Consider the following 22,806-nt stretch of genomic DNA (forward strand, 5'->3'; position numbering starts at 1 on the left):
TCGAACTCGCGCAGCGCGGCGGGCTGCTTGCCGGTGGTGACCTGCTCCGCCAGCAGACGCCCGGTGACGGGTCCCTGGGCCAGACCCCACATCCCGTGCCCGCCGGCGACGTACACCCCCGGCACCCGTGTCGCACCGATGAGCGCGCGACCGTCCGGGGTGACCGGACGCGGACCCACCCAGACGTCCGTGCGCTCCTCCCACCGCACGCCGTCGAGCAACGGCCGGGCGGAGGCGATGATCGCGTCCACGCGTGCCTCGTCCAGCGGCGCGTCCGGGTCGCGGAACTCCATCGTGCCCGCCACCCGGAGACCACCCCGGTAGGGCGTGCAGGCGACCCGCACCTCCGGCAGGTAGACCGGACCTCGCACCGGCTTCTCCACCGGCACGGTGAACGAGTAGCCGCGTCCGGCGCGCACCGGCGTGCGGACCCCGGCTCGGACGCCGAGCCGCGACAGCCAGGCACCGGTGGCCACCACGGCCACGTCGGCGGAGACCGCCTCGCCGTCTCGCCCCGTCACGACCACCCCGGCGCCGTCCCGGCGGACGTCCGCGACCTCGAAGGTGCGGATCGCGGCACCGCGGGCGGCGACGGCGCGGCCCAGCGCCCGGACGAACTCGCCGGGAGCGACGAACCGCTGCCCGTCGACGCGCACCCCCACCGCGAGTGCGGGCGACGCGAGCGGAACCTGGTCGCGCAGGTCCGTTGTGGACAGTCGCGTGTGGTCGACCGGTTGCCCGGCCGCCGCGAGGCGTTCCAGCTCGCGCACCAAGCCCTGCGCCTGTGCCGCCGAGGTGAAGACCGCGGTGATCGGCGCGTCGACGGTGGGCGCTTCGACGCCGTTCGCGGTGAGCACGTCGTAGGCCTCGATGCTCTCCTCGTTGAGCGGCAGGTTCGCCTTCGCCACCCTCGTCCACGACGACCAGCGGCAGTGGGCGGCGAAGCGCGCGAGGAACGACCAGAGCCCCGGGTCCGCGGTCAGCGGGAGGTGCAGCGGCGCGGCCGGGTCGAACACCGACCGCAGGCCGTAGCGCAGCACGGCAGGTTCGTTCAGCGGGATCGCGAGCCCCGGTGCGATCCAGCCGGCGTTGCCCCAGGACGCGCCGGCGGCGACCCCGGTCCGGTCGACGACCGTCACCTCGACCCCGCGCTCCTGCAGGAACCACGCCGTGGACAGCCCCACGACCCCCGCACCGACCACGACCGCTGAGCGCGGACCGCCGTCAAGGCGCTCGACGCCGTCCATCCCTGCCTCCTGTCATCGCTGGTTGCGACTCCAGGGTGCGGGGACGACGAGACGTACCGGTTGTCCCGTTCCCACAATTTCAGCTCAGCGGTTGTAGGAATCCGACACCGTGGCCGCGAGGTCGATGGTCATCGCGACCCGTTTCGCGGCGTCGTCCAGGTCGAGGCTCGTCACCTCGGCCATCTTGCGGAGCCGGTTGCGGACGGTGTTGCCGTGCACGCCCAGCCGCTGCCCCGCCTCGGCCAGGTCGCCCTGTGCCTCCAGCCAGGCCCGCAGGGTCGCGACGTAGCCGGTGCCGTGCTCGGCGTCGTGCCGGCGCAGGTCCGCCACCGGGCCGCGGGCCGACGCCCTGCCGACGCGCGCCGCGGTGCGCAGGCGTTGCAGCAGGACCTCGTCCCACGACTCGTCGTAGGCGGGCGCGTCGTCGGAGCGCCCCTCGTGCAGCGCCAGGCACTCGTCGGCCTCCTGCCGGGCGGCGGGCAGGTCGGCCGGCCCGGCGGCGGCGCTGATCCCCGCCGACGTCAGGACGTGCCGCGGCAGCGCGGCGTCGAGCGCCGCCAGCCAGTTCCGCGCCGCGGCGACCCCGTCACCGGGCAGGATCGTGTAGACGGTGTTGCCGGACAGGGCGCTGCGCCCCGGCCGCGACCAGCCGAAGCCGGTGGTCGCCTGCTCGAAGGCCAGCAGCACGGCCGCGTGCCGTTCGTCGCCGACGTGCGCGCGGACCGCGACGACCCTGGCGGGTCCCGGCGGCAACCCGAGCTGGCTGATCACCGTCGCGGCGTCCGCCGTGCCCTCCAGCAACCGGATCACCCACTCCGACTCGACCTGGCGTTCCAGGTCGGCGCTGGCGCGCGACCGCAGCAGGTGCAGCGCCACGATCCGGGCGCCGTCGGTCAGGGCGGTGCGCCGGTCACCCCGCAACGGCTCGGGGCACGTGACCCACACGGTTCCCAGCAGCTCGCGGCCGACGCGGACGGCGACGACCATCCGCCCGGTCAGGCCGCGCGCGGGGTCGCCGGGCACGAAGAGCGGTTCGTCGGACGCCAGCAGGTGTGCGGGCACGCCCGCCGCGTCGAACAGCTCCCGCACCCACGCGGGCACCTGGCGGCCCAGGATGGTCTCCAGCCGTGCCGCGTCGGCCTCCTGCTGCGGGCCCGAGTACGCCAGCACGCGCGACACCCGGTCCTCGATGGTCACCGCGCCCCCGGTCGCGGCGGCGAGGCTGTCGGCCAGCGCGAAGAGGTCGGTGGGGCCACGCCCGGACTCGGTCTCCCTGCCCTCCAGCACGAGGCCGTAGACGACGCCCGCCAGCTGGCTCCACGACAGCGCGGGATCCGCCAGCGCCACGGCGACCCCCTCGGCCTCCCCCGTCGCGACGGCGTCCGCCAGCAGTTCCTCGCCACCCCGGACGAGCACCACGACTGCACGGGCCGACACCGCCGCGTGGACCGCCTCGGCCACCGACTCGGCGCCGACCGCGAGGTAGACGTCACCGACCTCGGGCCGGCCGTCCGTCGCGTCCCGCAGCACCACACCGCGCAGCTCGGCCGACCGCGGCACCGGGCAGCAGCACAACCGGACCCCGTACCCACCCAGCACGTTGACCAGACGGTCCAGCCTCACCACGACCCGGAACTCCCTCTTCCTCCGCAACGGCGACCCCGCTCGCGCCGAGTACCCGGGGTGCGGGCATCGGGCGCGGCTCCACCCGCTCGAGGTGCTGCCGGTCGCGAACGTACGTGATCCGAGTTGTCCACAGTGCCGAACGCGGCGCAACCGGGCGCTCCGGCACGGGAGGCGGCGGAGGACGTCCCCCACGACAGCGCGTCAGCGGCTGCAGGCGTGGTGGGCGGACTTCCACGCCAGGGGTGCGCGGCTGGACCAGGTCGCCGCGGAGGTCTCGAAGGTGCGGATCCGCGGCGCCGACCTGTCCCGCCGATATCGCCGAGCAGGACTCCGACGAGGTGGTCGCGGCCGGACAGCAGCGCACCGGCAGGTCGCGGGCGTTCGACGGCGAGCCGCCGGTCGACTTCACGGAGGACGCCTTCCCGGCGCCGGGCGACCACTCGGGATACCCGCCGCCGAGGCCGTCAACCTGGTCACGGGAAAGTGGTGCGCCGCGCCATGTTCCGGCGGACAGCGGGTATTCACCGCCTCCGCGTCGGCTGTGGAGGCAGGTGCACCGTGTTGCGGATTCAGGTCGTGGGTACCTCGGCGGCGCAGACCGAGGTGCAGTTGGCCGGAGCTCTGGACGTGGCGGGCTCGGAGGTGCTGCTCGCGAAGCTCGACCGGCTGATCGGGGCGGGCCGCCACCACCTGGTCGTCGACGTCTCCGGTGTGACGTTCTGCGACTCGAGCGGGATCAGTGCGCTGGTCCGGGGCCGTGCCAGGGCCGTCGAGATGACGGGGTCGCTCCGGCTGGTCTCGCCCAGCCCGGCCGTGCGGCACGTCCTGGAGATCAGCGGCCTGGCGCGGATGTTCGAGCGCGCATGAAACCGCCCGGACGAGGGTATCCGCGCGCTGCACCGACTCCCCGCGTGTCGAAAGGGCATCGATGACCCCGCTCAGGCAGGCTCCTGTCGTTCCCCCGACGGCCCGGCCGCAGCACCGTGACGACGTCCCCCGGTGGCAGCCGAACCAGCGGGCCGTCCGGTGGGCCGTGGACCTCCTCGGCGTGCTCGGCGTCGTGGTGGGCATGGCCACGGACACGTTCACGCTGAGCTTCGGCGGTGCGGTGGTCCTGCTGGCCGGCATGTGCCTGCACGCGTCGGACGCCGGTCAGGAGACCCCGGTCAGGTAGGTGGGCGTGCGGCGGGCCCGGGCCGCGTCCTCGAACGCGGCCGCGAAGCGCAGCACCGCCTCGTCCGCCCCCCGCCCGCCGAGGAAGGACACGCCGAGCGGCAACGGCCCGGCGAAGCCCGCGGGGACGCTGACGTTCGGGTAGCCCGCCACCGCCGCGGGCAGGGCCGTGCGAGGCCCGGACGGGTCGGCGCCGCGCGCGAGCCACGCGGGCCCGTTGCTGGGCGCCATGACGAGGTCCAGGCGGTGCGCCGCCAGGGTCTCGTCGAGGGAGCGGCGTGCCAGGCCGGTCGCGGTGCGGCGCTGGTGGCGGTAGGCCGGGTCGGTCAGCGGCCGCGCCTTCTCGGCGTCGTGCAACAGCTCCTGGCCGAACAGCGACAGCTCGACCGGGTCGGCCTCGTTGAACTCGACCAGCTCGCGCATCGTGCGCGGCGCACCGGTGCGGGTGCGCAGGTACCGCTCCAGGTCGTGCCGGAACTCGGCGACCATGGCCGGGCGGTCGGCGGCCTGGATCTCGTCCTGGTACGGCAGTTCGACGTCGACCGTGGTGGCGCCGTGGTCCCGCAGGAGTTCCACGGTGGACGCCACGACGCGGTCGACGTCGGGGTCGAACCCGGTCCTGCGCCACACACCGATCCTCGCGCCGCGCAGCGTGCCGGCGGTGAACGAGGACTCGGTGCCCTCCATGGCCGCCATGAGGATCGCGGCGTCCACGACGTGCCGTGCCATCGGGCCCGCGGTGTCCCGCAGAGCCGTGATCGGCACGATGCCCGCGTTGCTCACCCGGCCCGGCGTCGGTTTGAAGCCCACGATCCCCGCGTGGCCCGCCGGGGACACGATCGAGCCGTTCGTCTCGGTGCCGACCGCCACCTGCGCCAGCGACGCGGCGACGGCGACGGCCGAGCCGGACGACGAGCCGCACGGGGTGCGGTCGAGCACGTGCGGGTTCGCGGTCTGGCCGCCCACCGCCGACCAGCCGGAGCTGGCCCACGGCGAGCGGAAGTTGCCCCACTCGGTCATGTTCGTCTTGCCGAGCACGACCGCGCCCGCCGCGCGCAGCCGCGTCACCACCTCGGCGTCGGCGTCCGGAGGCACGCGCAGCGCCCGTGACCCGGCGGTGGTCGCCAGGCCGCGGGTGTCGATGTTGTCCTTGAGCAGCACGGGGATGCCGTCCATCAGGCCGCGCGACTGTCCGAGCGCGCGCCTGCGGTCGCTCTCCTCGGCCTGGCTCTCCGCCGTGGGGTCGACCGCGACCACGGCTCGCAGGCGGGGGTCGAGTTCGACCACGCGGCGCAGGTAGGCGCGGGTCAGACCGGCCGCGGTGAGCCCACCGTCCGCCATCCGGCGCGCCAGCTGCGGGATGGTCGCCTGGTCGAGGTCGGCGGCCGAGAGATGCATGGGGTCCATTGCCGGGCCACCGGCCTGCTCACGTCAACCTGCGAACGGGCTAAACGGTCGTGGGTTTGCTCACACGCGAGCCCGGCCACAGCCGGGACGTGAACATCGGCATTCGGGGTATTCGGGGGACATCTTGACAGCCGAACACCCCGAGGAGAACTCCATGTGCGGAATCGCCGGTGAGATCGTCCACGGTCGGGACCGGCCGGACCTCGACGCGGTCGAACGCATGACGCGGACCATGTACTCGCGCGGGCCGGACGGAGCGGGCCACTGGTCGGAGGGCCGGGTGGCGCTCGGGCACCGGAGACTGTCGATCATCGACCTGTCCGACGCCGGCGCGCAGCCGATGGTCGACGACGAGCTCGGGCTCGCGGTGGCGTTCAACGGGTGCATCTACAACTACGAGCAGCTCCGCGAGGAGCTGTCCGGCCGCTACCGCTTCCGGTCCACGAGCGACACCGAGGTGATCCTCAAGGCCTACGACCACTGGGGCGAGGAGTTCGTCGACCACCTCGTCGGCATGTTCGCGATCGCCCTGGTCGACCGGCGCCGCGACCGCGTGCTGCTGGTCCGCGACCGGCTCGGCATCAAGCCCCTCTACGTCGCCGAGGTGCGCGGGCGGACGCGGTTCGCCTCCACCCTGCCGGCGCTGCTCGCGGGTGGCGGTGTCGACACCGAGCTCGACAGGACCGGCCTGCACCACTACCTCACCTGGCACTCCATCGTGCCCGCGCCGCGCACCGTCCTGAAGGGAGTGCGCAAGCTCCCTCCCGCCACGATCCGCGTGTTCGAGCCCGGTCAGCAGCCGCGCGACCGCGTCTACTGGCAGCCCTCGTACACACGGCGACCGGAGCACGCGGACTGGACGGCGCAGGACTGGCGGCAGGCGGTGCGCGAGGCGTTGCAGGTCGCGGTCCGCCGCCGCACGGTGTCGGACGTGGAGGTCGGCGTGCTGCTGTCCGGCGGCCTCGACTCGAGCCTGCTGGTCGCCCTGCTGTCGGACGAGGGGCACCGGCCCAGCACCTTCAGCATCGGGTTCACGAGCCGCGGCGACGTGGAGGGCGACGAGTTCGTCTACTCCGACGTCATCGCGCAGAAGTTCGGCACCGACCACCACCAGATCCGCATCGGTGACGAGGAGATCGCCTTGGCGGTCTCGGACGCCGTGGGGGCGATGAGCGAGCCGATGGGCAGCCACGACGTCACCGCGTTCCACCTGGTGTGCCGGGAGGTCTCGAAGCACGTCAAGGTCGTGCAGTGCGGTCAGGGCGCCGACGAGGTGTTCGCCGGGTACCGCTACCACCGGCCGGCGGCGGACGCGGCCCGCGGTGAGGCCGCAGAGGTGCTGCGCGACGCGTTCCACGACCTCGAGCACCACGAGCTCGCGCACGTCCTGGAACCGCGGTGGCTCACGAGCCGCGACGTCAGCGGTGAGCTCGCCGCCGAGCACCTCGCGGAGTCGGGCGCCGACACGGCGCTGGACGCCGTCCTGCGCACCGACACGCACCTGCTGATGCCCGACGACCCGGTCAAGCGGGTCGACAACATGGCGATGGCGTGGGGCGTCGAGGCCCGCGTGCCGTTCCTCGACCAGGACCTGGTGGAGCTCGTCGCCGCGTGCCCGCCGGAGCTCAAGGCCGACCAGAACGGCAAGGGCCTGCTCAAGGACATCGGGCGCGACCTGCTGCCGCACGAGGTGGTGGACCGGAAGAAGGGCTACTTCCCCGTTCCGGCCCTGACCCGGCTCGACGGCGAGGTGCTCGACCTGCTGCGTTCGACCATGAGCTCCCCGGCCGCACGGCAGCGCGGGGTGCTGCGGCGCGACTACGTCGACGAACTGCTCGCGAACCCCAACGGCCACGAGACCAAGGCCGGCGGGAACGAGCTGTGGCACCTCGGCGTGCTGGAGCTGTGGCTGCAGCAGCACGGGATCCGGTGAGGACAGGCGGGGGCAGGTTATAAGCTTCTCGACCTGTCCCCGCCTGCACCTTCAGAGATCAACGCCACATCACGCCTTTGATCGAGCCGTCAGGTTATAACCTCCCCGGCACTGGGAGGTTCGCATGACGCAACCGGCTGAGCCGCACACGACCAAGAGCGACTTCGCGTACGCCCACGTGCGCGAACTGATCCTCTCCGGCACCCTCGAACCCGGCTCCGTCCTCAACCAGGCGCTGCTCGCCCAGCAGATCGGCATCAGCACCACTCCCCTGCGCGAGGCCCTGCGCCGGCTGCGGCAGCAGGGACTGGTCGAGCTCGACGCCCACCGGGACGCCCGCGTCACCGCGCTCACCGCGGAGGAAGCGCGCGACCTGCTGGAGGTGCGCCGCTCGCTGGACCCCCTGGCCGCCTCGCTGGCCGCGCAACGGCGCACGAGACAGGACATCGCCGAGATGCGCGCCGCCCTGGAGGACCTCGAACCACTGCCCGGCGACCCCACCACGGCGCACCTCATGGCGCACCGGCGGTTCCACGCGGCGATCTACTACGCCTCGCACAACACGATGCTGACCGGCGTGCTCGACGGTCTGTGGGACACCAGCGACCGCTACCGCCGGCACGGCCTGCGGGTCGAGCGGAGCGACGAGGAACGCGCCGCCAAGGCGAACGAGCACGCCCTGCTGTTCCAGGCGGTGCTCGAAGGTGACGGCGAGACCGCGGCCGACGTCATGCGAGCGCACGTCGAGACCAGCCTCGGCGCCAAGGCGGCGTGGCGCCTGGCCCAGCCGGACCCGCGGTGACCGGCGGTCCCGGCCGCCGCGTGCTCGTCCTGCTGCTGGTCCACTCGGTTCTCGCCCAGGCCATCACGTTCGTCCTGCGTCCGGCCGTCACGTACCGGGCGATCGAGCTGGACGTGCCCAGCGGCTGGCTGGGCGCGCTGGCCGCGTCGTTCGCGGTGGTGCCCCTCCTGCTGGCGGTGCCGTCGGGGCAGGCGACCGACCGCTTCGGCGAACGACGGGTCATGATCGCGGGGGCACTGCTGATGACGGTCTCCGCCGCGGTGCTGCTCCTGGCCGGGTCGGCACCGGCCGGGCTGGCGGCCGGGATCGGCGTGCTCGGCACCGGGCACCTGCTCTGCGTCGTGGGGCAACAGGCGGCCGTCGCCAACGCGGCCCCGCCGGAGCGGTTCGACACGGCGTTCGGCCACTACACCTTCGCCGCCTCCCTCGGGCAGGCGCTCGGTCCCGGCCTGATCGTGCTGGCCGGGGGCGGGCAGGCGGTCCCCCACACCGGTGCCCTGTTCGCCGCCTCGACCGGCATCGGACTGGTGCTGACGCTGAGCGCCCTGCTCCTGCGCCTGCCCGCCGGGGCGGCCGGGGCGCGGGAGCGGGAGGACGGCGGGATGCGGACGCTGGTCCGGCTGCCGGGGCTGCCGCAGGCGTTGCTCGTGAGCTGCATCGTGATCGCCGCCGTCGACATCACGCTGGTCTACCTGCCCGCGCTCGGCGCCGACCGAGGTCTCACGGCGGGTTTCGTCGGCCTGCTGCTGACGCTGCGCGCCGTCGCGTCCATGGTGTCGCGGTTCTTCCTCGGCAAGCTCGTCGCGCTCCTGGGCCGCCGGCGCCTGATGGTGGGCACGGCCGCCCTGTCGGCGGTGTCGATGGCCGCGCTCGCCCTGCCGCTGCCCGCCGCCGCGATGGCCTGCCTGGTGGTCTTCCTCGGTCTCGGCCTGGGCGTCGGGCAGCCGCTCACCATGGCGTGGCTCGCCCACTCGACGCCACCGGGCCTGCGCGGCCGGGCGATGTCCCTGCGCCTGACGGGCAACCGCCTCGGCCAGGTCGTCCTGCCGAGCGCGGTCGGCGCCGTCGCCGTCAGCACCGGAGCCGCCGGTGTCCTGTGCGCCACGGCGGCCGCGCTCGCCGCGGCCGCGGCACTGGCCGGCCGGTGACTGCTCAGGCGGTGCGCAACGCCCCGGCGGTGTCCGGCTGGGCGTCCTCCTCGACCGGCCTGCCGCCGAGCGCTCCGCCGAACGCCGCCGCGAGCACCCCGGCCCACGAGAGGGCGAGCGCCGGCCACGCCGGTTGCCAGCCCTCGGCGCCGACCCGCAGCGACCAGCTGGCGGCGAACAGGACGAGAACGCCCGCGGTGAAGAGGCCGTGGCGCAGAAACGCGCGCCGCTCCCGTGCGTCGAGCGGCGCGCCGAAGATCCGCTCCAGCCAGCCGATCGCGGCGGTGACCAAGCCCAGGAGCAGTCCGGCCGCGATCAGGTGCCCGGCGGCGGAGGAGAAGCGTTCCTGGCCGGTGAGCAGGTGCACCACGTCCACCACGGCCGACGTGACCAGCAGACCGAACGGGATGACGAGGGCGCGACTGGGCATGAAGGTTCCTCCTGAGGCCTGACCTGCCGCACAGGTACCCAGCGGGCCGCTGGTCAACACGCGGTTCGACGATGGTGGCCTCACGCCCTCGTGTCCCGGTCCAGGCGTCCCCGACTACCCCCTGTCTTTTCCGGGTACTCCTCCCGTCATGGTCGAGATCACCGCAGGTCAGCTGCCCGCCGAGGCCACGCCCGCCGACGGCGGCAGGGACCTGGCGACCCACCTGACCGAGATCGCGCTCGCGCTGCAGGGGCAGCGGGGCGAGAAGGACACCATGGACGCCATCGTGCACACCGCGGTCGGGACCATCCCCGGTGCCGCGCACGCCGGCATCATGACGGTGGTCGGGAAGAAGGAGATCCGCACCGTCGCCACGACCGGGGAGCTCCCCTGCGCCGTGGACCAGGCCCAGTTCGACACCGCGCAGGGGCCGTGCCTGACCGCGCTGTTCAAGGAGAAGATCGTTTCCGTGCCCGACGTCGTCCACGACGAGCGGTGGCCCGCGTTCGGGCGCAAAGCGGCGGAGCTCGAGGTCGGCAGCATGCTGTCGTTCCAGCTGTACGTGCAGGGCGAGGACCTGGGCGCGCTCAACCTGTACGCGAGCGAGCCGAACGCCTTCGACGACGAGTCCCGGCACGTCGGCAGCCTGTTCGCGGGGCACGCGGCGATCGCGCTCGTCTCCGCCCAGGAGCGCAGGCAGCTCTCGGCGGCGGTGGAGACCCGGGACCTGATCGGCCAGGCCAAGGGAATCTTGATGGAGCGCCACAAGCTGAGCGCCGACCAGGCGTTCGCCGTGCTGGTCCGCGCGAGCCAGCACACCAACCTCAAGCTGCGCGACATCGCCGAGCGGCTCACGACGACCGGGAAGCTGCCGGGCGCGGAGCGCTGACCCCTACTCCTCGACGCGCTGGGTGACGACCCCGCGCACGAAGTACCGCTGAGCCACCAGGAACAGCAGGACCATCGGCACGGTGGCGACCACGCTCGCCGCCATCACGAGCTCCCACTGCGCCTCGCCACCCTGCCCGAACCTGTCGAGCACCGCCTTGAGCCCGCGCGGCAGCGTGTAGAGCTCGGGTTCGCGCAGGTAGATCAACGGCCTGATCAGGTCCGTCCACGCGGCCTTGAGCTCGAACACGAGCACCACCACCAGCCCCGGCCGCGCGAGCGGCAGCGCGATCGAGCGGAACTGCCGCCACGGGCCCGCCCCGTCCACGCGCGCCGCGTCGAACACCTCGGCGGGCAGGCCGAGGAAGAACTGGCGCAGCAGGAACACGTAGAACGCCGAGCCGAAGAGGTTGCCCGCCCACAGCGGCACCTGCGTGGTCGCGAGGCCCACGGCGTGCCACTCCAGGTACACCGGCACCATCGTGACGGCCCCCGGCAGCATCATCGTGGCGAGCACGAGCCCGAACAGGGCGTCGCGGCCGCGGAACCGGAAGCGGGCGAACCCGAAGGCCACGACCGCGCTCGACACCGTGGCGGCGACCGCGGCGGCGATCCCGACGGCCACGCTGTTGCCCACCCACGCGAGCAGCGGGACGGCACGCCACACCTCGGCGTAGTTGGCGAAGCCGGGCGGTGACGGCAGCAGGGCGTTGTCGAAGACGCGCGAGCGGTCCTTCAGCGACGCGCTCACCAGCCACCAGAACGGGTAGGCGAACAGCAGGCCGATCGCGAGCAGCGCCGCCACCACGGGCACGCGGCGGATCATGACCTGTCCTCGTAGTGCACGTAGCCGCGGGACAGCCGCACCTGGACCACCGTGATGACCGCGATGACCAGGAACAGCACCCACGCCAGCGCCGAGGCGTACCCCATCCGCAGCGAGCCGAACGCCTCCTGGAACAGGTAGATCACGTAGAACAGCGCCGCGTCGCCCTCCGCGGGTGTGGAAGGCCTGGCGCCGAAGAACATCGTGTACGCCTCCGTGAACACCTGGAGCGAGGCGATGGTGTTCACGACCAACGTGAAGTACACGGTGCCGCTGATGCCGGGCAGCGTGACGTGCCAGAACTGCCGCCACGCGGAGGCGCCGTCCAGCCGGGCCGCCTCGTAGCGCTCCGCCGGCACCCTGGTCAGCGCGGCCAGGTACAGCACCGCGGTGCTGCCGACGGTCCACAGGCTCATCAGCACCAGCCCCGGCTTGATCCACGCCGGGTCGGTGGTCCACTGCGGGCCGGTGAACCCGAACCAGCCCAGCACGGCGTTCACCGCACCGTTCTGACCGTTGAGCAGCAGCAGGAACAAAGCGGCGAGCGCGACCGGCGGGGTCATCGTGGGCAGGAAGAGGACGGTGCGGAACAGGCCGGCCGACCGCCCCGCTCGGCGCAGCAACGACGCCAGTCCCAGCGCCAGGACGATCTGCGCCGGCACGTGCAGCACCGTGTAGAAGACGGTGTTCCACAACGCGGTCGCCGCACGGCCGTCGAGGAGGATCTCCCGGTAGTTCTCCAGGCCCGCGAACCGCGGCGGCTTCAGCAGGTCGTAGTGCGTGAACGACAGGTACAGGCTGTAGAGCATCGGACCCGCCGTCAGCAGCAGGAAACCGGCCACCCACGGCAGCACGAACAGCCAGCCGGCCCGTGCCTCGCGCGTGCTCACCATCACCGGCCTCCCACGCGGGTGATCGCCCGGTCCGCCTCGCGCTGCGCCTGCCGCATCGCCTCCTGCGGGGACTGCCCGCCGAGCAACGCCCTGGCGACCGCGGACTCCCAGGACCGCACGAGGTCGCTGGCGGCGGGACTCGGCGGCAGTGCGAAGGACCTGTCCTGCACGGACTGCAACACCCGCACGCCCTGTTCGAGCACGGGGATGCCGCGCGGGTCGTACACCTCGGCGAAGATCTTCTCGTCGGCGACGCGGTTGGCGGTGAACGTTCCGCTGTAGGGCTTTCCCTTCTTCGCGAGGGCGTCACGGCGTGCCTTCGCGGCGGTGACCCAGGTGTCCGCCGCGGTCATCGTCGCGATGAACTCGCACGCCAGTTCGGGGTGGCGGGCTCCCTGCGGAATGGCCCACGCCTGACCACCCGCCTCGGTGAGGACGGCGCCCCGCCGGTCGGTGAAGGGGGCGACGGTGACGTCGACCTGGGGCGAGTTCGCGGCCAGGGTGTTGACGTACCAGGAGTCGATGGCCATCGCGGCGACCTGTCCGGTGACGAGCTCGTTGTTCGCGCCGAAGGAGTCGAAGGTGTCCCGGAACGCCCGGAACGCCGCCCAGCCGCCCTGCGCCCGGACGAGGTCCGCGGTGTAGCGGACGGCCTCGACGACGCGCGGGTCGTCGAGGTGCGGTCCGTCCGAGACGAGGTCGGCTCCGTTGGCCTTGCTCCACAACGCCAGGAACTCCGGCATGCGGGGGTCGAAGCCGATCCGTTCGATGCGGCCGTCCTGGACCCGTGCCAGCTTCTCCGCCACCCGCGCGAGCGCCGTCCAGTCCGATGTGGACACCTAGGCCGGGTCGATCCCCGCCTCGCGCAGCACCGGGTTGTTCAGCACGAGCACGCGGACGGTGAAGAAGTCGGGAACGCCGTAGACCACGTTCTCGTAGGTGACCTGCCGGACCGCCGCGGCGCGGTACAGCGCCAGGTCGACACCCTGCCGCCGCAGGCACGGCCCCAGGTCCTGCACCGCTCCCCTGGCCGCGTAGCCGCCGAGCTTGCGCCGGTCGGCGTAGACCAGGTCCGGTGGGTCACCGGCCGCCACCGACGAGAGGAACTGCTGTTCGTCGAACGCTCCCTCGTTGATCCGGAGGTCGACCTCCGGACGCCGCTGCCGGAACACGTCCACGCGCGCGGTGGCGTGCTCGTCCGGCAACCCGAAGCCCGTCGTCACCAGGGTGTCGGGATGGTCCGCGGCGCTCGGGCCGAGACCTCCGCACCCCGCCACGAGCAGGGCCAGCAGCCCGGCGACCGGCCACCGGGTCATGCCGGGACGGGACGGGTCGTCGGAGCGCAGGGGTGCCGCATCACCATGATCGCCGCCTTCGTTCGCCGCCGCCGGGAGCGGACGCCGGTCCCCCGGCGCCGGTCGCGGCTACCCGCCGCCGCACCCGGCAAACCGTTGGGGCTCCACGACTTCCGGGCTTCACCTGAACGGCGGCGTGGCCCTCACCCCTGATCGGGCGAGGGCAGGCCGGGGCGGAAGCCCGGCGTTGGCGCCGTCCTCGCGGTGGCGCGAGCGGCCGGCGCGGCGGAAGCGGTCGGAGACCCGGCACGCCTGGTCCGCCGCGAGGCCGGGAGTGGGACCATGGTGGGCGACCTCGAGCACCGCGCGCCTTCCAGCCGCTACGGCGTGAGCACGGTGGCGGCGACGATCCGCGTCCCGCCGCACCGGATCCCCCGCGCCGCAAGGCATGTGCCCCCGGACCCGCCCGGCGGCCTCCCGTCGCCCGCTCGGGTGATCTTGACGAGAAGGGTGGCGGCACGGCGGCGACGGCCGGACCGACACGTGATCACCTTGCGCCCCAACGAAAAGCAGCCCTTCGCCATCCGGCGGTGTCGAAAAGGCCAGAGCTGGGAACCCTCCGACCACCACCACGACGAAGGAGGCCGTGATGAAGGGCGACGTCGAGACGTACCAGGAGAACGGAACCTGGAAGAACAAGGTCGAGGGCAACACGCAGGCCTCCAGCACGCACGACACGAAGGCCGAGGCGACCGCCAGGGGCCGTGAGATGGCCGTCGAGCGCGGTGTCGAGCACATCATCCGCAAGCAGGACGGCACGATCGGCGAGCGGAACACCTACCCGCGCGAGCGGGACCCGAAGAACATCCCCGGCTGATCGAGTTCGCCGGCACGCCGAACCCACCGGGACCGCGCTCACGTCGGAGCGCGGTCCCGGTTCGAGTAAGGTCGTTCGAGTTCGCTGAGGTGAGCTTGAGCAAACAGGCGTCCACCTCCACGTGGTTACCGCCGTGCAGTGGAGGACGCTGGAAATGAGTGGCACGAGTGCGCCTGCCGAGGCATCGGCTGGTCAGGACGTCGCCAGACGGGCAACCGACCTGCCGGAGCTGCGGCAGCTGCTCGCCGGTCTCACGGCGGTGCGCGACGGCGACTTCGGCATCCGCCTGCCCGACGACTCCGACGGGTTGCTCGGCGAGATCGCCACGGTCTTCAACGGCATGGTCGACCAGCTCTCGCTGTTCACCTCCGAGGTCACCCGCGTCGCGCGCGAGGTCGGCACGGACGGGCGGCTGGGCGGCCAAGCCGAGGTGCCGGGCGTGTCCGGCACGTGGAAGGACCTCACCGACTCGGTGAACGCGATGGCGGGCAACCTGACGAGCCAGGTCCGCGACATCGCCCAGGTCGCCACGGCGGTCGCCCGCGGCGACCTCAGCCAGAAGATCGACGTCGACGCGCGCGGCGAGATCCTGGAACTGAAGAACACCGTGAACACGATGGTCGACCAGCTGTCGTCGTTCGCGGACGAGGTGACCCGCGTCGCCCGGGAGGTCGGCAGCGAGGGGCGGCTGGGCGGCCAGGCCGAGGTGCCCGGCGTCGGCGGCGTGTGGCTCGACCTCACGAACTCCGTGAACTTCATGGCGGGCAACCTGACCGACCAGGTCCGCAACATCGCCCAGGTGACCACGGCGGTCGCGCAGGGCGACCTGAGCCAGAAGATCACCGTCACCGCGCGCGGCGAGATCCTCGAGCTCAAGAACACCATCAACACGATGGTCGACCAACTCTCCTCGTTCGCCGACGAGGTCACCCGCGTCTCCCGCGAGGTCGGCACCGAGGGTGCCCTGGGCGGCCAGGCGGACGTGAAGGGCGTGTCCGGCACCTGGCGCGACCTCACCGACTCGGTGAACTTCATGGCGGGCAACCTGACCGCGCAGGTCCGGTCCATCGCCCAGGTCGCCACGGCGGTCGCCAGGGGCGACCTCAGCCAGAAGATCACGGTCAACGCCCGAGGCGAGATCCTCGAACTGAAGAACACCATCAACACGATGGTCGACCAGCTCAGCTCGTTCGCCGACGAGGTCACCCGCGTCTCCCGCGAGGTCGGCACGGACGGCCGCCTCGGCGGCCAGGCGGACGTCAAGGGCGTGTCGGGCACGTGGAAGGACCTCACCGAGTCCGTCAACGTCATGGCGGACAACCTCACCGCGCAGGTGCGCTCGATCGCCCAGGTGACGACGGCGGTCGCCCGCGGTGACCTGAGCCAGAAGATCCGCGTCGACGCGCGCGGCGAGATCCTGGAGCTCAAGGAGACCATCAACACGATGGTCGACCAGCTGTCCGGCTTCGCCGACGAGGTCACCCGCGTGTCGCGCGAGGTCGGCACCGAGGGCAACCTGGGCGGCCAGGCGACCGTGCGCGGCGTCTCCGGCACGTGGAAGCACCTGACGGACAACGTGAACGTCATGGCGTCCAACCTGACCAACCAGGTGCGCTCGATCGCGCAGGTCGCCACGGCGGTCGCCCGCGGCGACCTGTCCCAGAAGATCACCGTCGAGGCCAAGGGCGAGGTCGCGGCGCTCGCGGGCGTCATCAACACGATGGTCGACACGCTCTCGGCGTTCGCGGACGAGGTCACCCGCGTGGCCCGCGAGGTCGGCACGGAGGGCATGCTCGGCGGTCAGGCGCGCGTGCCGAACGTGGCGGGTACGTGGAAGGACCTGACCGACAACGTCAACTTCATGGCGAACAACCTGACCAACCAGGTCCGCAACATCGCCCAGGTCACCACCGCCGTCGCGCAGGGCGACCTGACCAAGAAGATCGACGTCGACGCGCGCGGCGAGATCCTCGAGCTCAAGACCACGATCAACACGATGGTCGACCAGCTGTCGAGCTTCGCGGCCGAGGTGACGCGCGTGGCGCGCGAGGTCGGCAGCGAGGGCCGCCTGGGCGGCCAGGCCGAGGTCGAGGGCGTGTCCGGCACGTGGAAGCGCCTGACGGAGAACGTCAACGAGCTCGCCGGCAACCTGACCCGGCAGGTGCGCGCGATCGCCGAGGTGACCAGCGCGGTCGCCGAGGGCGACCTGACCCGGTCGATCACCGTCGAGGCCTCCGGTGAGGTCGCCGAGCTCAAGGACAACATCAACTCGATGGTCGGGTCGCTGCGCGACTCCACCAAGGCGAACCAGGACCAGGACTGGCTGAAGTCCAACCTGGCCCGGATCTCCGGCCTGATGCAGGGCCGCCGGGACCTGGCCGTGGTCGCCGAGCTGATCATGGACGAGCTGACCCCGCTGGTGTCGGCGCAGTTCGGCGCCTTCTACCTCGCCGACGACACCGAGGACCGCCAGGAACTGCGCCTGATCAGCTCCTACGGCCACCCCGACGACGGCTCCAGGCCGACCCAGTTCCGGTTCGGCCAGTCGCTCGTCGGCCAAGCGGCGCGCAGCCGCCGCACCATCGCCGTCGACGAGGTGCCGGCGGACTACGTCGCCATCTCCTCCGGCCTCGGCCGCACGGCACCGGTGAACCTCGTCGTCCTGCCGATCGTGGTGGAGGAACAGGTCCTCGGCGTCATCGAACTGGCGTCGGTGCACCACTTCACGGCCATCCACCGCGACTTCCTCGACCAGCTGATGGAAACCATCGGCGTCAACGTCAACACGATCGTCGCCAACGCCCGCACCGACGAGCTGCTCGTCGAGTCGCAGCGCCTCGCGGGTGAGCTGCAGTCGCGGTCGGGCGAGCTGCAGGTGCGCCAGGAGGAGCTGCAGCGCTCCAACGCCGAGCTGGAGGAGAAGGCGGCGCTGCTCGCCACCCAGAACCGCGACATCGAGGCGAAGAACCTCGAGATCGAGCAGGCCCGCCAGGAGCTGGAGACCCGTGCGCGGGAGCTGGCGCTCGCGTCGAAGTACAAGTCGGAGTTCCTGGCCAACATGAGCCACGAGCTGCGCACCCCGCTCAACAGCCTGCTCATCCTCGCCCAGCTGCTCGCGCAGAACCCGAGCCGCAACCTCACGCCGAAGCAGGTGGAGTACGCGGGCATCATCCACTCCGCGGGCTCGGACCTGCTGGGCCTGATCAACGACATCCTCGACCTGTCGAAGATCGAGGCGGGCAAGATGGACATCACGCCCGAACGCGTCTCCCTGCGGCAGCTGCTGGACTACGTCGAGGTGACGTTCCGCCCGCTCACGTCCCAGAAGGGCCTGAGCTTCCAGCTGACCACCTCGCCGGGCACGCCGCCGGAGCTCGTCACCGACGACACGCGCCTGCAGCAGGTGCTGCGCAACCTGCTCTCCAACGCGGTCAAGTTCACCGAGACCGGCGGGGTGGAGCTGCGCATCGGGGTCGCCGACCCCGGCGAGCTGCCTACCACCGTGCGCGCCCACGGCCAGGCGATCATGTTCCGGGTCAGCGACACCGGCATCGGCATCGCCGAGCACCAGCTCGAGTCCATCTTCGGCGCGTTCCAGCAGGCCGACGGCACCACGAGCCGCAAGTACGGCGGCACCGGGCTCGGCCTGTCGATCAGCCGCGAGATCGCCTACCTGCTCGGCGGGTCGATCACCGCGGAGAGCACGCTCGGCAAGGGCAGCACCTTCACGCTCTACCTCCCGGTGCACAGCACCGACTTCGCCGAACCCGTGCCGGCCGCGGTCGAGGCGGCCGCTCCCGCCGTGGTGGAGGAGCCCGCCCCTGCCGTGACCCACAAGCGGCGGCTGCTGGTCGTCGAGGAGCGGCCGCAGGGGCTGCTGTCGCTGGTCGCGCAGAGCGCCGTGACGGACCTGTCCGCGAGCAACGACCCGCGCGGTCCCGTCGAGGTGGTCACCGCGGTCGGCCGCGAGGAGGCCGCCGCCGCGCTCGCGACCGAGCCGTGCCATTGCGTCGTCCTGGAGCTCGACATGCCGGACGGGGCAGCGCTGCGGTTCCTGGAGGCGCTCGACGGCGACACCGCCACCCGCACGATTCCCGTGCTGGCGCACAACAACCGCAGGCTGGCGCCGCAGTACGAGCAGCAGCTGCAGAGCCGCAGCAGCACGCGGCCGCTGGAGCTGCTGTCCAGTTTGGACGAACTGCGGGAGCGGATCGCGCTGCACCTCAACGCGGACGCGCCGGAGGACGTCCTGCCGCTCGTGCGTCCCGAGCAGCCGGCACCGGCGGCCACGCACCGGGTGAACGGTCAGCTGGCCGGCCGGACGGTGCTGATCGTCGACGACGACGCGCGCAACCTCTTCGCCCTCAGCAGCATCCTGGAGCTGCACGACATGCGGGTCCTGCACGCCGAGAACGGCAGGGAGGGGATCGAGGCGCTGGTCGGCCACCCCGAGATCGACCTGATCCTGATGGACGTGATGATGCCGGAGATGGACGGGTACACCGCCACGGCCGCCATCCGCGCCATGCCGGAGCACGCGGACCTCCCGATCATCGCCGTCACGGCGAAGGCGATGCCGGGTGACCGCGACAAGAGCATCGCCTCGGGCGCCAACGACTACGTCACCAAGCCGGTCGACGCCGAGGACCTCCTCGCGTGCGTGCACCGGTGGATGCGCACGAGGTGACCGGCGACGAGGTGGGCGTCGGCCGGCTCGCGGGCACCGTCGCCCGGCTGCGCGACGAGATCGAGGAGGCCAGGGCCACCGCGGACGGCCGGGCCCTGGTCGAGCTCGCCAAGGGCGTGCTCGTCGAGCGCCTGCGCTGCGGTCCGGCGCAGGCCGCCGAACAGCTCGCGTTGCTCGCGGAACGCGCGAACACCACGCAGCTCCAGCTCGCCGTGGAGATCGTCAACGAGGTCTCCGGCGACGAGCTGACCGCTCCCCCGCTGCCGGACGGCCGGCCGGACGCCACCGCGGCGGTCCGCCTGCGCACGGCCGAGAGCGGGGCGCTGCACGCGGACGACACGCAGTCGGCGGCGCAGTCGCTGTTCGCCCACGCCCTGGCCCCGCTGGGCGCGAGTGCCGTGGCGATCTGGCTGGCGGGCTCGGACGCGTCGCTCACCCTCGCGGGCCACGCCGGGTTCACGCCCGGTGAGGCGAGCCGCTGGCGGTACGTCCCGCCGGGAGTGCCGACGCCGGCCCGCCGCGCGCTGCTCGGGCGCGAGGCCGTGTGGATCACCGACCTGCGCGACTCGGGCCTGCCGTCGATCGGCGGCGACCTGCCCGGCCGGGTCACCGTGCCCGCGGGCACCGGTGGCCGGATCACCGGGGTGCTGGAGATCTGCTGGCCCTCGGCCCTGCCGCCGCAGCCGCTGAGCGTGCACAAGCAGGTGGAGGCCCTGGCGGAGCTGTGCGCGGCCACCCTCGACAGCACGGCGACGGCCCGTCTCGCCGACCACGGCGCGCCGGCCCCGTCCGAGCTGGTGGACCTCGCCGACGGACTGCTCGACCCGGCGCTCGTGCTCGGCCCGGAGCTGTCACCGGACGGCACCATCGCCGACTTCCGCGTCCACCACGTCAACGGCCGGTTCGTCGACCTGGCGGGCAGGCCGCGGGCCGCGGTGGCGGGCAAGACCCTGCTGGAGGCCTACCCGCTGGCCGCGGCCGGGGGCGGCCTGTTCGACAAGGTCGAGCACGTGCACGCCACCGGTGAGCCGTTCCGCACCGAGCACATGGACATGGCCGCGCTGATCGACGAGGTGTCGCTGCCGGTGACCGCCGGGGTGAGCATCACCCGGCACGGCGTGCTGGTGCTCGTGGTGTGGCGGGTGCAGGACGAGACCGCGCGCCTCGCGAACCTCCTGCAGCACGCACAGCGCCTCGGCCGCGTCGGCGGCTTCGAGGAGGACCAGCACACGGGCGCGATCGTGTGGAACAGCCAGCTGCACGCGCTCTTCGGCCGCGAGCCCGCCGCCGAGCCGGTGCCGCTGGCCCAGATCGCGGCGCACGCCCACCCGGACGACGTGCTCGCGCTCAACGGCTTCGTGCAGACCGTCCTGCACGACCACCGCAGCGGCTCGGCGGCCTTCCGCCTGCAGCGGCCCGACGGCGTCACCCGGCACGTCCGCGTGATCGCCGAACCCGTCCTGGACTCGCACGGCACGCTGCTCGCCGTCCGCGGCGCCTACCAGGACGTCTCCGCCCAGCACTGGACCGAGGTCGCGCTGTCGGCCACGCAGGACCAGCTGGCGATCACCGCGCAGGAGGCCGCCGAGCACAACAAGCTCACGCTGCAGCTCCAGCAGGTCATCATGCCCCCGACGCACCCGACGCTCGACGCGTTCGGGCTCCGCGTCGGCGTGCGGTACCGGCCGGCGGCGCAGGAGGAGCTGGTCGGCGGCGACTGGTACGACGCGGTGGTGCTCCCGTCCAAGCAGATCCTGGTGTCGGTCGGCGACATCACCGGCCACGGCATCAAGGGCGCCACCGGCATGGTCGTGCTGCGCAACGCGCTGCGCGGCCTGGCCGCCACCGGCGCGGGCCCGGCCCAGCTGCTCACGTGGCTGAACCTGGTGGCCCACCACCTCGCCGACACCATCTTCGCCACCGCGATCTGCGGTGTCTACGACCCGAACACCCGCGTGCTGCGCTGGGCCCGCGCCGGTCACCTGCCGCCGGTGCTGATCAGGGACGGGCACGGCGACCTGCTGCCGTTCCTGCCGGGCATGATGCTCGGCGCGATGTCCGAGGCCTCGTACGCGGAGGGCGAGATCGTGCTCGAAAGGGGCGACACGCTGCTGCTCTACACCGATGGCCTGGTCGAACGCAGGGACGTGCCGCTGGACGAGTGCCTGGAGCACCTCTGCGAGGCCGTGCGGGAGCCGCGGGCCGACCTCGACGACCTCCTGGACCACCTGCTCGCCCTGAGCGAGTCCGACACGGACGACGACACGTGCGTCGTCGGTGTGCAGCTGCCCTGACGACCGGCAGTTACGCGGTGCGAGCCAGGTCACCGGTTTTGCCCTGTTCACCGGAGGTAACCCATCTGCGTGAAGCCAGACGAACGGGGAGGCCACGCCTTGGCAGACGCGAACTCCGCCGGCGGGTGGCACGTCATGGAGCTGGCGAGCACCGCACCCGACACGGCGAAAATCCGGCGATGGGCTCAGTCGATCCTCTCGAACGTGCGCGAGGACGACGTTCTCGACGTGCTGCTCGTGATCACCGAGCTCGCGTCCAACATCTTCGACCACGCACGGCTGCCGGCACGGCTGAAGCTCCACAGGTCCGACGAGCCCTGCACCGTCAGCATCGTCGCCGAGGACGCCTCACCCGTTCCTCCGCAGATGCAGCCGTCCCGGCCCGACTCGGTGCGCGGCCGCGGCCTGGTGATCGTGAACCGGCTGGCCAAGCAGTGGGGCGTGGCTCAGCGCAACGCCGGGAAGGCCGTGTGGGCCGTCATCCCGTGCGCGACGGCGACCTAGGGAGCCGAAGACCGTCACGGCCCCGAGACGCACCGGCGACCACCCCGTCGTGGTCATCCGACCGCGATGCCCCCGCGCTGGATTTCCTCGGCCGCGCCGTCCTCGTCGAGACCGACTACCACGCGGCGCAGCGGCGGGTCCCGTTCGCCTGCCGCTGACCCTCACCGGGCTGGACGGCACGCTGCCCCTGGTCGGCAGTGTGCCGGAGGCCGTGACATCACCACGGCTCGACCGCTAGCCGCACCGCGCGGTCCCGTCCTCCGGGCACCTCACCACCGCGAACACGGTCTTGCCCCCGGCGGCAGGCCGGGTGCCCCACTCGTGGGCGAGGTTGTCGACGACCACGATCCCCCGCCCCCGCAGGTCTCCCAGCCGCGACCGCCCGCGCACCGGCAGGACCGGCGACCCGTCGTCGACCTCGACCGTGACCTCGCACCGGGTCGCGTGCCGCAGGACGCGGAGGCGGCCGAAGCCCGACGCGTGGTCGAGGACGTTGCACACCAGCTCGGTCACGACCAGGAGGACGTCGTAGACGTGGTCCTCGCCCAGGTCCGCGAGGGCGGAGGTGAGCTGACCGCGCAGCTCGGCCATCGCGATGGTCGGCTCGACGGGCGAGTCGAGCACCAGCGACTTCGAGTCTTCGTCAACGGTCTTCACCAGGCGCCTCCGCGAAGGCATGAACACGACCCGCGCTCTCCGGATCAGGAGACGTCCAGGATCCCACGGATGATGCTCCGACACGGACACTGCACCGAATTCGGGCACGACCGGTCGTG

At 72.4% G+C, this 22,806-nt stretch carries 19 protein-coding genes; 10 read left to right on the plus strand and 9 right to left on the minus strand.

Features of this window, described 5'->3' with window-relative positions:
• Positions 1–1,247: FAD-binding oxidoreductase (locus tag L6E10_RS11115; RefSeq protein ID WP_236219413.1), on the minus strand; the 1,247-nt coding region annotated here is incomplete at its 3' end.
• Positions 1,248–1,331: 84 nt separating this feature from the next.
• Entirely contained in the window at positions 1,332–2,873 is a 1,542-nt protein-coding gene (locus tag L6E10_RS11120; RefSeq protein ID WP_236219414.1) for a CdaR family transcriptional regulator, read from the minus strand.
• Between the two features lie 558 nt (positions 2,874–3,431).
• Here L6E10_RS11120 and L6E10_RS11125 point away from each other — a divergent pair.
• Both L6E10_RS11125 and L6E10_RS11130 read left to right on the plus strand, forming a co-directional pair.
• The gene (locus L6E10_RS11125; protein ID WP_236219415.1) at positions 3,432–3,740 is read left to right on the plus strand and encodes an STAS domain-containing protein; all 309 of its coding nucleotides are present in this window, start codon (positions 3,432–3,434) and stop codon (positions 3,738–3,740) included.
• Positions 3,741–3,801: 61 nt separating this feature from the next.
• Positions 3,802–4,047 (plus strand): hypothetical protein, encoded by a 246-nt coding sequence (locus L6E10_RS11130; RefSeq protein ID WP_236219416.1) that lies wholly within the window; start codon positions 3,802–3,804, stop codon positions 4,045–4,047.
• Here the strand turns inward: L6E10_RS11130 and L6E10_RS11135 are convergent.
• Positions 4,026–5,453, minus strand: coding sequence for an amidase family protein (locus L6E10_RS11135; RefSeq protein ID WP_236219417.1), 1,428 nt, complete (start codon positions 5,451–5,453; stop codon positions 4,026–4,028). The genes L6E10_RS11130 and L6E10_RS11135 overlap by 22 nt on opposite strands.
• A 154-nt stretch (positions 5,454–5,607) precedes the next feature.
• Between L6E10_RS11135 and L6E10_RS11140 the strand changes: the two genes are divergently transcribed.
• The 3 genes from L6E10_RS11140 to L6E10_RS11150 all read left to right on the plus strand — a co-directional run bounded on the left by L6E10_RS11140 (position 5,608) and on the right by L6E10_RS11150 (position 9,336).
• The gene (locus L6E10_RS11140; protein WP_236219418.1) at positions 5,608–7,386 is read left to right on the plus strand and encodes an N-acetylglutaminylglutamine amidotransferase; all 1,779 of its coding nucleotides are present in this window, start codon (positions 5,608–5,610) and stop codon (positions 7,384–7,386) included.
• A 124-nt stretch (positions 7,387–7,510) separates the two neighbouring features.
• Positions 7,511–8,188: a GntR family transcriptional regulator gene (locus L6E10_RS11145; RefSeq protein ID WP_236219419.1), complete on the plus strand. Its 678-nt coding sequence runs from the start codon at positions 7,511–7,513 to the stop codon at positions 8,186–8,188.
• Positions 8,185–9,336: an MFS transporter gene (locus L6E10_RS11150; RefSeq protein ID WP_236219420.1), complete on the plus strand. Its 1,152-nt coding sequence runs from the start codon at positions 8,185–8,187 to the stop codon at positions 9,334–9,336. Before L6E10_RS11145 ends, L6E10_RS11150 begins: the two co-directional genes overlap by 4 nt.
• Before the next feature lie 4 nt (positions 9,337–9,340).
• On the opposite strand, the gene L6E10_RS11155 is transcribed toward L6E10_RS11150, so the two are convergent.
• Positions 9,341–9,766: a DUF2231 domain-containing protein gene (locus tag L6E10_RS11155; protein ID WP_236219421.1), complete on the minus strand. Its 426-nt coding sequence runs from the start codon at positions 9,764–9,766 to the stop codon at positions 9,341–9,343.
• Positions 9,767–9,914: 148 nt separating this feature from the next.
• Here L6E10_RS11155 and L6E10_RS11160 point away from each other — a divergent pair, with 148 nt between their 5' ends.
• On the plus strand, positions 9,915–10,655 hold the full coding sequence (locus L6E10_RS11160) for a GAF and ANTAR domain-containing protein (RefSeq protein ID WP_236219422.1): 741 nt from the start codon (positions 9,915–9,917) through the stop codon (positions 10,653–10,655).
• 3 nt (positions 10,656–10,658) lie between these two features.
• On the opposite strand, the gene L6E10_RS11165 is transcribed toward L6E10_RS11160, so the two are convergent.
• Genes L6E10_RS11165 through L6E10_RS11180 form a run of 4 tightly spaced genes read right to left on the minus strand, consistent with a single transcriptional unit; the run spans position 10,659 to position 13,689 of the window.
• Positions 10,659–11,480 (minus strand): carbohydrate ABC transporter permease, encoded by an 822-nt coding sequence (locus tag L6E10_RS11165; protein WP_236219423.1) that lies wholly within the window; start codon positions 11,478–11,480, stop codon positions 10,659–10,661.
• On the minus strand, positions 11,477–12,373 hold the full coding sequence (locus L6E10_RS11170) for a carbohydrate ABC transporter permease (RefSeq protein ID WP_236219424.1): 897 nt from the start codon (positions 12,371–12,373) through the stop codon (positions 11,477–11,479). The genes L6E10_RS11165 and L6E10_RS11170 overlap by 4 nt, the downstream gene beginning before the upstream one ends.
• Positions 12,373–13,212 carry an extracellular solute-binding protein gene (locus tag L6E10_RS11175; protein WP_236219425.1) on the minus strand — a complete coding sequence of 280 codons (840 nt, stop codon included), beginning with the start codon at positions 13,210–13,212 and terminating at the stop codon, positions 12,373–12,375. Before L6E10_RS11175 ends, L6E10_RS11170 begins: the two co-directional genes overlap by 1 nt.
• Entirely contained in the window at positions 13,213–13,689 is a 477-nt protein-coding gene (locus L6E10_RS11180) for an ABC transporter substrate-binding protein (protein ID WP_236219426.1), read from the minus strand.
• Positions 13,690–14,317: 628 nt separating this feature from the next.
• Between L6E10_RS11180 and L6E10_RS11185 the strand changes: the two genes are divergently transcribed.
• The 4 genes from L6E10_RS11185 to L6E10_RS11200 all read left to right on the plus strand — a co-directional run bounded on the left by L6E10_RS11185 (position 14,318) and on the right by L6E10_RS11200 (position 22,030).
• Complete coding sequence (locus L6E10_RS11185; protein WP_236219427.1) at positions 14,318–14,545, plus strand: DUF2188 domain-containing protein; 228 nt, start codon at positions 14,318–14,320, stop codon at positions 14,543–14,545.
• A gap of 154 nt (positions 14,546–14,699) precedes the next feature.
• The gene (locus L6E10_RS11190; protein WP_236219428.1) at positions 14,700–19,232 is read left to right on the plus strand and encodes a HAMP domain-containing protein; all 4,533 of its coding nucleotides are present in this window, start codon (positions 14,700–14,702) and stop codon (positions 19,230–19,232) included.
• Entirely contained in the window at positions 19,202–21,526 is a 2,325-nt protein-coding gene (locus L6E10_RS11195) for a PP2C family protein-serine/threonine phosphatase (protein WP_236219429.1), read from the plus strand. Before L6E10_RS11190 ends, L6E10_RS11195 begins: the two co-directional genes overlap by 31 nt.
• A gap of 99 nt (positions 21,527–21,625) precedes the next feature.
• Positions 21,626–22,030: an ATP-binding protein gene (locus tag L6E10_RS11200; protein ID WP_236219430.1), complete on the plus strand. Its 405-nt coding sequence runs from the start codon at positions 21,626–21,628 to the stop codon at positions 22,028–22,030.
• A 234-nt stretch (positions 22,031–22,264) separates the two neighbouring features.
• Here L6E10_RS11200 and L6E10_RS11205 read toward each other — a convergent pair whose 3' ends face one another.
• Positions 22,265–22,687, minus strand: a complete 423-nt coding sequence (locus tag L6E10_RS11205) for an ATP-binding protein (RefSeq protein ID WP_236219431.1) — start codon at positions 22,685–22,687, stop codon at positions 22,265–22,267.
• Between the last annotated feature and the right edge of the window lie 119 nt (positions 22,688–22,806).

This window comes from Lentzea sp. CC55, assembly GCF_021056325.1.
In the GTDB taxonomy this organism is placed as follows: Bacteria; Actinomycetota; Actinomycetes; order Mycobacteriales; family Pseudonocardiaceae; genus Lentzea; species Lentzea jiangxiensis.

What these genes read in the sequence shown, in the direction of transcription:
- L6E10_RS11155 (WP_236219421.1), bottom strand. Translation starts at nt 9,766, where the DNA reads ATGCCCAGTCGCGCCCTCGTCATCCCGTTCGGTCTGCTGGTCACGTCG.
- L6E10_RS11160 (WP_236219422.1), top strand. Translation starts at nt 9,915, where the DNA reads ATGGTCGAGATCACCGCAGGTCAGCTGCCCGCCGAGGCCACGCCCGCC.
- L6E10_RS11170 (WP_236219424.1), bottom strand. Translation starts at nt 12,373, where the DNA reads ATGGTGAGCACGCGCGAGGCACGGGCCGGCTGGCTGTTCGTGCTGCCG.
- L6E10_RS11145 (WP_236219419.1), top strand. Translation starts at nt 7,511, where the DNA reads ATGACGCAACCGGCTGAGCCGCACACGACCAAGAGCGACTTCGCGTAC.
- L6E10_RS11180 (WP_236219426.1), bottom strand. Translation starts at nt 13,689, where the DNA reads ATGACCCGGTGGCCGGTCGCCGGGCTGCTGGCCCTGCTCGTGGCGGGG.
- L6E10_RS11135 (WP_236219417.1), bottom strand. Translation starts at nt 5,453, where the DNA reads ATGGACCCCATGCATCTCTCGGCCGCCGACCTCGACCAGGCGACCATC.
- L6E10_RS11165 (WP_236219423.1), bottom strand. Translation starts at nt 11,480, where the DNA reads ATGATCCGCCGCGTGCCCGTGGTGGCGGCGCTGCTCGCGATCGGCCTG.
- L6E10_RS11190 (WP_236219428.1), top strand. Translation starts at nt 14,700, where the DNA reads ATGAGTGGCACGAGTGCGCCTGCCGAGGCATCGGCTGGTCAGGACGTC.
- L6E10_RS11140 (WP_236219418.1), top strand. Translation starts at nt 5,608, where the DNA reads ATGTGCGGAATCGCCGGTGAGATCGTCCACGGTCGGGACCGGCCGGAC.
- L6E10_RS11185 (WP_236219427.1), top strand. Translation starts at nt 14,318, where the DNA reads ATGAAGGGCGACGTCGAGACGTACCAGGAGAACGGAACCTGGAAGAAC.
- L6E10_RS11130 (WP_236219416.1), top strand. Translation starts at nt 3,802, where the DNA reads ATGACCCCGCTCAGGCAGGCTCCTGTCGTTCCCCCGACGGCCCGGCCG.